The 10,751-nt window shown below is 69.3% G+C and carries 13 protein-coding genes and 1 pseudogene; 6 read left to right on the top strand and 8 right to left on the bottom strand.

The window, feature by feature from the left end; genetic code table 11:
* Nucleotides 1–378 precede the first annotated feature (378 nt).
* Nucleotides 379–1,020, bottom strand: a complete 642-nt coding sequence (locus AC31A1_RS36885) for a DNA-3-methyladenine glycosylase (RefSeq protein ID WP_489657481.1) — start codon at nucleotides 1,018–1,020, stop codon at nucleotides 379–381.
* Between the two features lie 138 nt (nucleotides 1,021–1,158).
* On the opposite strand from AC31A1_RS36885, the gene AC31A1_RS36880 reads away from it, so the two are divergent.
* The 3 genes from AC31A1_RS36880 (at nucleotide 1,159) to AC31A1_RS36870 (ending at nucleotide 3,173) form a co-directional block, all read left to right on the top strand.
* Nucleotides 1,159–1,941 carry a sporulation protein gene (locus AC31A1_RS36880; RefSeq protein WP_033286432.1) on the top strand — a complete coding sequence of 261 codons (783 nt, stop codon included), beginning with the start codon at nucleotides 1,159–1,161 and terminating at the stop codon, nucleotides 1,939–1,941.
* 40 nt (nucleotides 1,942–1,981) lie between these two features.
* The gene (locus tag AC31A1_RS36875) at nucleotides 1,982–2,521 is read left to right on the top strand and encodes a YbhB/YbcL family Raf kinase inhibitor-like protein (RefSeq protein ID WP_489657480.1); all 540 of its coding nucleotides are present in this window, start codon (nucleotides 1,982–1,984) and stop codon (nucleotides 2,519–2,521) included.
* A 145-nt stretch (nucleotides 2,522–2,666) separates the two neighbouring features.
* Entirely contained in the window at nucleotides 2,667–3,173 is a 507-nt protein-coding gene (locus AC31A1_RS36870; protein ID WP_489657479.1) for an HNH endonuclease, read from the top strand.
* Nucleotides 3,174–3,237: 64 nt separating this feature from the next.
* Here AC31A1_RS36870 and AC31A1_RS36865 read toward each other — a convergent pair whose 3' ends face one another.
* The 3 genes and pseudogenes from AC31A1_RS36865 to AC31A1_RS36855 all read right to left on the bottom strand — a co-directional run.
* Nucleotides 3,238–4,215, bottom strand: coding sequence for an SPFH domain-containing protein (locus AC31A1_RS36865; RefSeq protein WP_489657478.1), 978 nt, complete (start codon nucleotides 4,213–4,215; stop codon nucleotides 3,238–3,240).
* Between the two features lie 152 nt (nucleotides 4,216–4,367).
* Entirely contained in the window at nucleotides 4,368–4,802 is a 435-nt protein-coding gene (locus tag AC31A1_RS36860) for an NfeD family protein (RefSeq protein ID WP_366494391.1), read from the bottom strand.
* 343 nt (nucleotides 4,803–5,145) lie between these two features.
* Nucleotides 5,146–5,670, bottom strand: a pseudogene (locus AC31A1_RS36855) (ABC transporter ATP-binding protein); the annotation flags it as partial.
* Between the two features lie 132 nt (nucleotides 5,671–5,802).
* On the opposite strand from AC31A1_RS36855, the gene AC31A1_RS36850 reads away from it, so the two are divergent.
* Complete coding sequence (locus AC31A1_RS36850; RefSeq protein ID WP_489657477.1) at nucleotides 5,803–6,591, top strand: hypothetical protein; 789 nt, start codon at nucleotides 5,803–5,805, stop codon at nucleotides 6,589–6,591.
* 202 nt (nucleotides 6,592–6,793) lie between these two features.
* Here AC31A1_RS36850 and AC31A1_RS36845 read toward each other — a convergent pair whose 3' ends face one another.
* The 4 genes from AC31A1_RS36845 to AC31A1_RS36830 form a co-directional block, all read right to left on the bottom strand.
* Nucleotides 6,794–7,033 (bottom strand): chaplin family protein, encoded by a 240-nt coding sequence (locus AC31A1_RS36845; RefSeq protein ID WP_393765104.1) that lies wholly within the window; start codon nucleotides 7,031–7,033, stop codon nucleotides 6,794–6,796.
* A gap of 206 nt (nucleotides 7,034–7,239) precedes the next feature.
* The gene (locus AC31A1_RS36840) at nucleotides 7,240–7,479 is read right to left on the bottom strand and encodes a chaplin (RefSeq protein WP_406128321.1); all 240 of its coding nucleotides are present in this window, start codon (nucleotides 7,477–7,479) and stop codon (nucleotides 7,240–7,242) included.
* Nucleotides 7,480–7,645: 166 nt separating this feature from the next.
* The gene (locus AC31A1_RS36835; RefSeq protein ID WP_019067391.1) at nucleotides 7,646–8,287 is read right to left on the bottom strand and encodes a response regulator; all 642 of its coding nucleotides are present in this window, start codon (nucleotides 8,285–8,287) and stop codon (nucleotides 7,646–7,648) included.
* Nucleotides 8,280–9,458: a GAF domain-containing sensor histidine kinase gene (locus AC31A1_RS36830; RefSeq protein WP_489657476.1), complete on the bottom strand. Its 1,179-nt coding sequence runs from the start codon at nucleotides 9,456–9,458 to the stop codon at nucleotides 8,280–8,282. Before AC31A1_RS36830 ends, AC31A1_RS36835 begins: the two co-directional genes overlap by 8 nt.
* Before the next feature lie 185 nt (nucleotides 9,459–9,643).
* On the opposite strand from AC31A1_RS36830, the gene AC31A1_RS36825 reads away from it, so the two are divergent.
* Nucleotides 9,644–10,339: an SDR family NAD(P)-dependent oxidoreductase gene (locus tag AC31A1_RS36825; protein WP_489657475.1), complete on the top strand. Its 696-nt coding sequence runs from the start codon at nucleotides 9,644–9,646 to the stop codon at nucleotides 10,337–10,339.
* The coding region (locus AC31A1_RS36820; RefSeq protein ID WP_489657474.1) for an S-adenosylmethionine:tRNA ribosyltransferase-isomerase at nucleotides 10,336–10,751 on the top strand (416 nt) is incomplete at its 3' end. The genes AC31A1_RS36825 and AC31A1_RS36820, both read left to right, overlap by 4 nt.

Genomic DNA, 10,751 nt, shown 5'->3' with positions numbered 1-10,751 from the left:
ATTTTTGGCACGCTGTTGAGTTCTCAAGGAACGGACGCTTCCTTTGTACTCACCCTCTCGGGCTTTCCTCCGGGCTTTTCCCTTCGGTCTTGCGTTTCCGACTCTATCAGACCGTTTCCAGTCCCGATTCCCTGTCGGCGGGGATTGTCAAGGGCTTTGGGCTTTCGCCTGTCGGCCTTTCGACATTCACTACGTTAGCCGATCCCCTCGGCAACTCATAATCGAGTTCCGCGAGTTCGAATTCAGGCATGCAGGCACGCCGAATGCGCCCTCAGCGAGGGAGAGTCGTAAGTAGTGGGTTGGCCGCTTCCGGCTGCTGGCGATTGCCGTACCCGGGTCAAGCGGCTCGGGCTACATTACGCACCCTGCCAAGACGCGTCAACTTGGCCGACGTCGAGGCGTATGAGCCCGATACGGGCTAACCGTAGGGTCGTTGGTGATCCAGAACCGCCACGGGTGGACCGCGCCCTCACCGGACACTCCGGTGCGGGGGCCGTTGCTTACCTGATGGGAGGGGACGGGTGTACCGGCCAGCATCCTCAAGGGTGTCTCGCCCGTGGTGCACGCGTCCGTGCCGTCCAGGGCGCGGCCGACGTCCAGAGCGGTGGCCAGGCGGGCGGGGCCTTTGGCCAGTTCTTTGTCATTTCGGGCCGAGAGTCGACGTTTGCGGGCGAGCTCGGCGCCCTCGACGATCTCGCCCGCCCGAAGCAGGACCCCTCTGGCCGTGCCCTCCGGGCCGCACACCAGGTTCATGCAGTGCCACATGCCGTAGGTGAAGTAGACGTACACATGCCCGGGCGGACCGAACATCACACTGTTGCGGGCAGTCGGACCTCTATATGCGTGGGACCCGGGGTCGTTGCCGCCGTCGTAGGCCTCGACCTCTGTGATGCGCAGGACGATCGGGCCGTCGGGGGTCGTACGGACGACGATGCGGCCCAGGAGGTCGGGGGCGACTTCCAGGACAGGGCGGTCGAAGAACTCTCTGAGGAGTGGCATACGGTCCGGGGGCGCGATCATGGCGTCCGAGCGTAGTCCAGGCGCGCTTGTGCCAAGGGGTGGTCAAGGTTCCGTCCGCTTGCCAGGGTGTGGCGCGGAACCGGGCGCGGTCGGTTCGCGTTTGTAGGGATCAAAGGTCCATACGTAAAGGGAGAGTCAATGGCGTTCAAGAAGCTGCTCGCGAGCCTGGGGGCCGGCGGGGCTTCGGTGGAGACGGTGCTGACCGAGGTCAACGTCGTTCCGGGCGGGGTCGTCCAGGGCGAGGTGCGGATTCAGGGCGGTTCCGTCGCCCAGGAGATCCAGGGGCTTTCGGTCGGGCTGCAGGCCAAGGTCGAGGTCGAGAGCGGCGACCAGGAGTACAAGCAGGACATCGAGTTCACGAAGGTGCGGCTGGGCGGTGCCTTCGAGCTCCAGGCGGGGGCCGCGCACAACGTGCCGTTCGGGCTGGAGATCCCCTGGGAGACGCCGGTCACGATGATCGACGGTCAGTCGCTGCGGGGGATGCACATCGGGGTGAGCACCGAGCTGGCGATCGCCCGTGCCGTGGACTCCAGCGACCTCGACCCGGTCAACGTGCACCCGCTGCCGGCGCAGAAGGCTCTCCTGGACGCCTTCATCCGGCTGGGCTTCCGGTTCAAGAACGCGGACATGGAGCGCGGTCACATCCGGGGGACGCGGCAGAAGCTGCCGTTCTATCAGGAGATCGAGTTCCAGCCGCCGTCGCAGTACCGCGGGCTGAACCAGGTCGAGTTGAGCTTCGTGGCCGACGAGAACGCGATGGACGTCATCCTGGAGATGGACAAGAAGCCGGGCCTGTTCAGCGAGGGCAGTGACACCTTCCGGTCCTTCCAGGTGGGTCTGCACGACTTCCAGGGGACCGACTGGGCGGCGTACCTCAACCAGTGGCTGTCCGAGGTCGGCAGCAAGCGCAACTGGTTCTAGGCTCGGTGTCCACTGAAGAAACCGATCAGGAGGTACCGAGGTGACCGAGCTCAAGCGGCGGCCGCTCCCCCATGACTTCCACCCGCCCGTGCCGTCGTTCACGGTGACGAGCGAGGACGTCGAGCCGGGGGCCACGCTCAGGGACGCTCAGGTCTACGCGGCCGGCAACACCTCGCCGCAGCTGCGGTGGGAGGGCTTCCCACCCGAGACCAAGAGTTTCGCCGTGACCTGCTACGACCCGGACGCCCCTACGGGGAGCGGGTTCTGGCACTGGACGGTGTTCGACATCCCGGCCTCGGTGACCGAGCTGCCGGAGGGTGCGGGCAGCGGCAAGTTCGAGGGGCTGCCGGAGGGCGCCGTACAGGTGCGGAACGACTACGGGTCGAAGGACTTCGGCGGGGCGGCGCCGCCGCCCGGGGACGGGTCGCACCGTTATGTGTTCACGGTGTACGCCGTGGACTCGGAGAAACTCGGTCCGGACTCGGACGTTTCTCCCGCGGTCGTCGGTTTCAACCTGCGGTTCCACACGCTGGCGCGTGCCCAGCTGATCGGTGAGTACGAGGTTCCCGCCGAAGACTGACGTTCATGGAACGTTTGCCCGCCTCTGGTCTTGGAATTGATCAGAGGCGGGCATTTTTTATTGCGTTGTCCATCTCGGCGTGCCCGGCCAGAGTTGATCCAAGCCCGCCGTGCGGTGGGCCGGTTGCACATGGGAGGTGGGCTGGATGCGGGACACGCTGGTGCTGAACGCGAGCTTCGAGCCGCTGTCGACGGTGTCGTTGAATCGAGCCGTCGTTCTGGTGCTGCAGGACAAGGCTGTCGTCGAGCAGGCCCACCCCGAACTGCGTATGCGCGGAGCCGAGGTCGATATACCGGTCCCCCGGGTGATCCGGTTGTGCAGGTATGTGAGGGTGCCGTTCCGAAGACAAGCTCCGTGGTCGAGGCGCGGTGTGCTGGTCCGGGACCGGCACCGGTGCGCGTACTGCGGCAGGCGGGCGACGACGGTTGACCACGTGGTGCCGAGGGCGCAGGGCGGGCAGGACTCCTGGCTGAACACGGTGGCGTCGTGCGCGGAGGACAACCACCGCAAGGCGGCGCGGACTCCGGAGCAGGCGGGGATGCCGTTGCTGCGGCTGCCGTTCGAGCCGACGCCTGCGGATGCGATGCTGCTGACGCTGGGGACCGAGGACTTCGACGCGCTGCCCGAGTGGCTGGTTCAGCCGGCCGCGTAGGCACGTGAGCAGAACTGGGGCCCACCTTCTGCGAGGTGGGCCCCAGTGTCGTAGAAAGAGCCAGTCAGTCGATGGACGGCTTCTCGCGGCGCTGGCGTTCCGAATTGCCGCCCGAATTACCGCCCGAGTTGCCGGAGTTGCCTCCGTCGTTGCCCGAACCGCCGCCGAACGGGCCCATGTTGCCCATCGCGCCGGAGAGGCCCTTGAGGGCGTCGCCGATCTCGCTGGGGACGATCCAGAGCTTGTTGGCGTCGCCTTCGGCGATCTTCGGGAGCATCTGGAGGTACTGGTAGCTGAGCAGCTTCTGGTCGGCGTCGCCCGCGTGGATCGCCTCGAAGACCGTACGGACGGCCTGGGCCTCACCCTCGGCACGCAGGGCCGCGGCCTTGGCCTCACCTTCGGCGCGCAGGATCTGGGACTGCTTCTCACCTTCGGCGGTGAGGATGGCGGCCTGGCGCGTGCCTTCCGCGGTGAGGATCGCGGCGCGCTTGTCACGGTCGGCGCGCATCTGCTTCTCCATCGAGTCCTGGATGGAGGTGGGGGGCTCAATTGCCTTGAGCTCGACGCGGTTTACGCGGATGCCCCACTTGCCGGTGGCCTCGTCGAGGACGCCGCGCAGGGCCGCGTTGATCTCCTCGCGGGAGGTCAGGGTCCGCTCCAGGTCCATGCCGCCGATGATGTTACGGAGCGTGGTGACCGTGAGCTGCTCGATTGCCTGGATGTAGCTGGCCACTTCGTAGGTCGCGGCCCGCGCGTCCGTCACCTGGTAGTAGATGACCGTGTCGATGTTGACGACCAGGTTGTCCTGGGTGATCACCGGCTGCGGCGGGAACGGTACGACCTGTTCGCGCAGGTCGATGCGGTTGCGGATCGTGTCGATGAACGGGACGACGATGTTGAGTCCCGCGTTGAGTGTCCGCGTGTAGCGACCGAATCGCTCCACGATCGCGGCACTTGCCTGCGGGATGACCTGGATCGTCTTGATCAAAGCGATGAAGACCAACACCACCAGGATGATCAAGACGATGATGACCGGTTCCATCGTGCTCCCCGTACCCTTCTCCGCCTCGGCGCTTTCGGAAGATCTTATGGTTGTTGAAGATCTTGCTGGTCGAGTCTGTCAGACCGTCGAGCAACTCGTGTGCCGTTCGGTTCAGTTGAGTCCAGCGAGGTCATCGGTTGAGTCCTGCGAGGTCAGATGACGATCGCGGTTGCTCCCTCGATCTCCACGACGTCCACCTCCTGGCCCGGTTCGTAGGCACGGTCGGCGTCGAGCGAGCGGGCCGACCAGATCTCTCCGGCCAGCTTGATACGGCCGCCGCCGGAGCCGTCGACCCGCTCCAGGACCACGGCCTGTTTGCCCTTCAAGGCATCGATGCCCGTGGCGAGTTGGGGCAGTGTCGAACGGTGCCGGGTCGCGATGGGTCGTACGACCGCGATGAGGGCGACGGAGACGACAACGAAGACGAGGACCTGGACGACGAGGTCCCCGCCGATCCCGGCGGTCGCCGCGGCGGCGACGGCGCCCGCGGCGAACATGCCGAACTCCGGCATCGCGGTCACCACGAGAGGAATCCCGAGTGCTGCCGCGCCGACGAGCCACCACACCCATGCGCCGATGTCGTTCACATCGTCAATGGTAGGACTGCGGGTCCCGTCACGGACAGGGCGCATATGTCCCTACACCCGCTTCTTACAAGGCAGTTCAGGCCATGGGGAGACCGTGCGCGGTCCAGCGGTCGCCGACCTGCTCGACGATGAGCGGGAGACCGAAGCACAACGACAGGTTGCGGGCGGTGAGTTCGAGCTCCAGCGGGCCCGCGGCGAGGACCTTGCCCTGACGGATCATCAGGACGTGGGTGAAGCCGGGGGCGATCTCCTCGACGTGGTGCGTGACCATGATCATGGAGGGGGCGATCGGGTCGCGGGCGAGGCGGCCGAGCCGGCGTACGAGGTCCTCGCGGCCGCCGAGGTCGAGGCCGGCGGCGGGCTCGTCGAGGAGGAGGAGCTCGGGGTCGGTCATCAGGGCGCGGGCGATGAGGGTGCGCTTGCGCTCGCCCTCGGAGAGCGTGCCGAACTTGCGGTCCAGGTAGTCGCTCATGCCGAGGCGGTCGAGGAAGGCGCGGGCGCGCTGCTCGTCGACGTCCTCGTAGTCCTCGTTCCACCCGGCGGTCATGCCGTAGGCGGCGGTCAGGACGGTCTGCAGGACAGTCTGTCGCTTGGGGAGCTTCTCGGCCATGGCGATGCCGGCGACGCCGATGCGGGGGCGCAGTTCGAAGACGTCGACCTTGCCGAGGGTCTCGCCGAGGATGGTGGCGGTGCCGCTGCTGGGGAACAGGTAGCTGGACGCGACGTTCAGGAGCGTGGTCTTGCCGGCGCCGTTCGGGCCGAGGATGACCCAGCGCTCGCCCTCCTTGACCGACCAGGAGACCTGGTCCACCAGAGCCCGGCCCTCCCGGACCACGGTTACGTCCTCCAGCTCCAGAACATCGCTCATGAGCGCGCTGTCTCCCATTGCATCGTCGGCCTGTCTCGGCTGTCGCGTGCGCCGGTAGGCGCAGCCCTCGAAGAAATCTACGCCACCGGCCGGGCGGTCCATTCCATCGGTCCTGTCCTTAGGGTGGAGGGCATGCTTTCGGAACCACGTTCAGGACGCCTCGCCGCCTGGGGAAATGCCCTGTTGGCCGGGCTTGTCTCACCCGACGACGCCGTGCTCGCCATCGTGGGCGAGGACGCCGTGCACCGGGTGGAGGGGCTGCCGGGCGAGTCGGCGCCCGTCGGACTCACCCTCGCACTGGGACGGCTGCGCGCCCTCGGGGCGACCGGCCTGCGGGTGGCGCTGCCCACCTCGGGACACCCCCTGGGGCTGAGCGGCCCGCCCGACTTCAACGCCCGCGCCCTGGAGGCCGAGGAGGCGGTGATCTGCTACGGCGTCGCGCTCGGCCTCGTTCCCGAGGTCTACGAGGCCGGTCCCGCCGGTGATGTCCATGTCGAGGTCGTGTGGCACTGCCTGCCGGTGCGGGAGGCGCCGCCCGCCGATGTGCCCTCGCTCGGGGAGGCCGAGCGGGAGCTGGCGGAGGCGCTGCGGGACGCTACGGCGGTGTTGTCGCGGCTCGATGTCGCCGGGTCGGGACCGGTGGCCGAGGCGGCGGTCGACGCGTATCGCGCGCGGGCGGAGCGGGGGCGGGAGGTGTTGGCGCCGGGGTATCCGCCGCGGGCGGTGCGGGTGCTGGAGCTTGCGCAGCGGGTGGGGCTGCTGGTGTCCGTGGCGTACGAGAACGGGCCCGGGGGTGCGGTGAGCGCGTCCGAGATGGGGGCTCGGGCGGAGGCGTTGCGGCCGGTGGAGCGGACGGCTCGGCGGGCGCAGGTCGCGGCGTACAACTCCGTTGTGGAGGAGCGGGAGAAGGGGGTGCGCTGAATGTTCCGTCGCGTGGTTGCCCGGTGTTGGTGTGGACGCCACTGGGGGCTCCGCCCCCAGACCCCCGATCGGCCCTGAAGGGGCCTCGTCCTCAAACGCCGGACGGGCTGAGAGCGACCGGCGTCAAAGAAGTGCGGTCTGCGGAAAAGGGGCCCCGCGAGTCGTCGTTGACTCGTGGGGCCCCTCTTCAGTCGTGTGGGTGTCAGTCGTTGATGCCCTTGTTGCCGAACGCCGGGTTCAGCAGGCCGATGACGTTGACGCTGTCGCCGACGACGTTGACCGGGACGTGGACCGGGACCTGGACGATGTTGCCCGAACCGACACCCGGGGACTTCACGGCCGCGGCGTCGGCACCGGCGTCGGCGAAAGCGGCACCGGCGGAGGCGCCGGCGGCGATACCGGCGACGGTGAGGGCCACGGCGGCCTTCTTGGCGATGTTCATGGGAAGCGTTCCTCCTGCGATTGCGTGACCGACCCGGCCGCGGGTCGTGCGCTGATCAACGCGGGGAAGTGCGAAAACGGCACGGACATGCGCGTTTGACTGCCCGTTCGGATCATTGGCGCGACAAGCCGACCAGACGACGAGCAGACCGGCCTCCCAGGGAGCGCCCTGGGAGGCCGGAGGTCACTGTCGCGGGGCGACGTGCGTCACTGGTTGACGCCCAGGTTGCCGAAGGCGGGGTTCAGCACGCCGATGACGTTCACGCTGTTGCCGACCGCGTTCACCGGGACGTGCACCGGGACCTGGACGACGTTGCCCGAGCCGACGCCGGGCGAACCGGCGGCCTGGCCGTTCGCCAGGCCGTCGGCGGAGGCCAGCCCGGCACCGGCGGCTACCAGCCCGCCGGCCACCATCGTCACGGCCGCTGCCTTCTTCAGGTTCTTCACTTCTGAGTCCTCCTAGCGATCACTGCGGCAGGCGCCGCGGCACGCACTGGAGAACGGTGGAGATCCACGAAGGATGCGCCATTCGGGGGACATTCCCACGACGGTATGAATCTCAGCCCGGAACGGGACGCTCCGTGTTGCCGTCACGCCACCACTGCGACACCGCTCACCTGGTCAGACCGTGGCGTACGGCGAACAGGGCGGCCTGGGTGCGGTCCGCCAGGTCGAGTTTCATCAGGATGTTCGAGACGTGGGTCTTGACCGTCTTCTCGGAGAGCACCAGGGCGCGGGCTATCTCGCGGTTGGAGCGGCCGTCGGCGATCAGGCCGAGCACCTCGCGCTCCCGCTCCGTGAGCGAACCGCCTCTCCCCTGCCCCGAGTTGGACTCCTCCTGGGACAACAGGACGCCCGCGACCTCGGGTTGGAGCAGGATGTGGCCCGCGTGCACGGAACGGATGGCGCCAGCCAGGGCGTCCGGGTCCACGTCCTTGTAGACGTACCCGGCGGCGCCCGCGCGCAGGGCCGGGATCACCGTGCGCTGTTCGGTGAAGCTGGTGACGATCAGCACGCGCGCGGGGTGGTCGAGTTCGCGGAGTCTGCGCAGCGCGTCGATGCCGTCCATGCCCGGCATCTTGACGTCCATGAGGACGACGTCGGGCTTCAGCTCCTCGGTGCGGGCGACACCTTCGGCGCCGTCGGCCGCCTCGCCGACGACCTCGATGTCGTCCTGCACCTCCAGGAAGGTGCGCAGGCCCCGGCGGACGACCTGGTGGTCGTCGACGATCAGTACCTTGATTGCGTCAGCCACCGGGGACCTCCATCTCGATCGTGGTGCCCTTTCCGGGCGCCGATTGCACGGTCAGCGTGCCGCCGACGCCGTTGGTCCGGTCCCGCATGGAGACCAGGCCGAGGTGGCGTCCGGCGCGGCGGATCGACTGGGGTTCGAAGCCGGTGCCGTCGTCGGTGATCCGTAGGACCGCTCCGCAGCCGCTTCGCTCCAGGGTCACGGCGACGTGCTCCGCGCCGGAGTGCCGCAGCGCGTTGTGCAGGGCCTCCTGGGCGACGCGGAGCAGGGCCTCCTCCTGGGCGGCGGGTACGGCGCGGAAGCCGCGACCGGTGAAGGTCACGCGTGCGGTGTGGGCGCGGTCGAGAACCTGGACCTGGGTGCGCAGGGTGGCGATCAGTCCGTCCTCGTCGAGGGCGGCGGGGCGCAACTCGACCACTGCGGCGCGCAGTTCGTCCGCGGCCTCGGCGGCGAGCGCGGCCACCTGCTGGAGTTCGCCCTTGGCGCGGGAGGGGTCGCGGTCCACGAGGGCGGCGGCGGCCTGTGCGGTGAGGCGGAGCGAGAACAGCTTCTGGGCCACCGCGTCGTGCAGTTCGTGCGCCAGGCGGGAACGTTCCTCGGCGATGGTCAACTCGCGGCTGCGCTCGTACAGGCGGGCGTTGGTGAGGGCGATGGCGGCGTGCTGGGCGAGGATCGAGAGCAACTCCTCGTCCTCCTCCGTGAAGCCGCAACTGCCGTCCCGCTTGGGGCTCGGGGGGTGTGGGGGGTGTCCCCCCACAGGGCACAGCTTGTTCGCCAGGAACAGCGCGCCGATGACCTCGTCGTCGTCGCGGATGGGCAGGCCCAGGAAGTCTGACATGTCGGGGTGGGCCGAGGGCCAGCCCTCGAAGCGGGGGTCCTTGCGGACGTCGGCGAGGCGCTCGGCCTTGGCCTCGTGCAGCATCGCGGCGAGGATGCCGTGCTGGCGCGGGAGCGGGCCGATGGCCTTCCACTGGGCGTCGCTGACGCCGTCGACCACGAACTGGGCGAAGCCGCCGTGGTCGTCGGGGACGCCGAGGGCGGCGTACTGCGCGTCGAGCAGCTCGCGGGCCGAGGCGACGATCGTCTTGAGGACGTCGCGCACCTCCAGGTGCCTGCTCATGGCCAGCAGCGCGGAACTCACCGCCGCGAGGCCGGACCGTGGACCTTGACTCATGTCCTCACGGTACCGGCGGGGTCCGACATCGCGGATCGGGCCGGTGGCTGCCGTCGTCTGGTCCGGTGGACCTAGGGCGAAGGGCCCCGGTGGATGCGGCCCGGGTCCGACGCGGCGGGGGCGGTCCCGTTCCTACGTTGGGGGCACGCCGACGGAGGCGTAGTGGACGAGGGGATGTGTGTGGCATGCCGGTAGCGATCATCACGGGGGCGTCCAAGGGATTGGGGCGGACCCTCGCCGAGGCCCTGGCCGCGCGGGGCTGGGACCTGGTGCTCGACGCCAGGACCGAGGGGGTGCTGACGGAGGCCGCGGTGTCCGTCGCCGCGTACGGCACGCGCGTGGAGGCCGTTCCCGGGGACGTCACGGACGCGGTTCACCGGGCCGAGCTGGTGGCCGCGGCCGGGAAGCTGGGCGGCGTAGACCTCCTGGTGAGCAACGCGAGCGCGCTGGGCGCCGAGCCGCTCGTACGCCTGGAGGAGCTGACCCTGGAGGGGCTGCGGCGGGCGCTGGAGGTGAATGTGGTGGCCGCCCTGGGCCTGGTCCAGGAGGCGCTGCCGCTGCTGCGGGCCTCACGGGCGGGTGCGGTGATCGCGGTCAGCTCGGACGCGGCGGCCGAGGCGTACGAGACGTGGGGCGGCTACGGCGCGTCGAAGGCGGCCCTCGACCATCTCGCCGCTGTGCTCGGCGCCGAGGAGCCCGGGCTGCGGGTGTGGGCGGTCGACCCGGGGGACATGGGCACGGACCTGTATGCGGCCGCCGTACCGGACGACGACGATCCCCGGCCGTCGCCGGCTTCCGTGGTGCCGGCCTTTCTACGGCTGCTGGACGAGCGTCCCGCGAGCGGGCGCTACGGCGCGCCGGCCCTGCTGGAGGAGCGATGACCGTGGCCGTGCGGGTCCCGGAGGAGCTGTCCGCGCGCGTGCCCGTCGAACAGCGCGGGCCCGGGCTCGACCGGGATGCCGTACGACTGCTCGTGTCGCGGGGTACCGCGGTGTCGCATCACGCGTTCGCGGAGCTGCCGCGGCTGTTGCGGGCCGGGGATCTGTTGGTCGTGAACACGTCGCCGACGCTCGCCGCGGCGGTGGACGGGTGGATCGGGCACGCACGCGTGGTGGTGCATTTCTCCACGCGGGGCGATGACGGGCGGTGGGCGGTCGAGCTGCGGGAGCCGGACGGGAAGGGCACCACACGCGCGCGTGCGGGCGGCCCGGCCGGTGTGGAGGTGCGGCTGCCCGGGGGTGTGCGGCTGGTCCTGGAGGAGCCGCTGAGCGGGCGGGGTGAGCGGCTGTGGTG

Source organism: Streptomyces sp. P5F9 (assembly GCF_057961495.1).
Note: the sequence above shows the minus strand (reverse complement) of the source record. Positions and strands in the feature narration are given on the sequence as shown.

Coding starts and splice junctions, on each gene's coding strand:
- AC31A1_RS36880 (WP_033286432.1), top strand. CDS start 1,159: ATGGCGTTCAAGAAGCTGCTCGCGAGCCTGGGGGCCGGCGGGGCTTCG.
- AC31A1_RS36870 (WP_489657479.1), top strand. CDS start 2,667: ATGCGGGACACGCTGGTGCTGAACGCGAGCTTCGAGCCGCTGTCGACG.
- AC31A1_RS36865 (WP_489657478.1), bottom strand. CDS start 4,215: ATGGAACCGGTCATCATCGTCTTGATCATCCTGGTGGTGTTGGTCTTC.
- AC31A1_RS36850 (WP_489657477.1), top strand. CDS start 5,803: ATGCTTTCGGAACCACGTTCAGGACGCCTCGCCGCCTGGGGAAATGCC.
- AC31A1_RS36825 (WP_489657475.1), top strand. CDS start 9,644: ATGCCGGTAGCGATCATCACGGGGGCGTCCAAGGGATTGGGGCGGACC.
- AC31A1_RS36885 (WP_489657481.1), bottom strand. CDS start 1,020: ATGATCGCGCCCCCGGACCGTATGCCACTCCTCAGAGAGTTCTTCGAC.
- AC31A1_RS36845 (WP_393765104.1), bottom strand. CDS start 7,033: ATGAACATCGCCAAGAAGGCCGCCGTGGCCCTCACCGTCGCCGGTATC.
- AC31A1_RS36830 (WP_489657476.1), bottom strand. CDS start 9,458: ATGAGTCAAGGTCCACGGTCCGGCCTCGCGGCGGTGAGTTCCGCGCTG.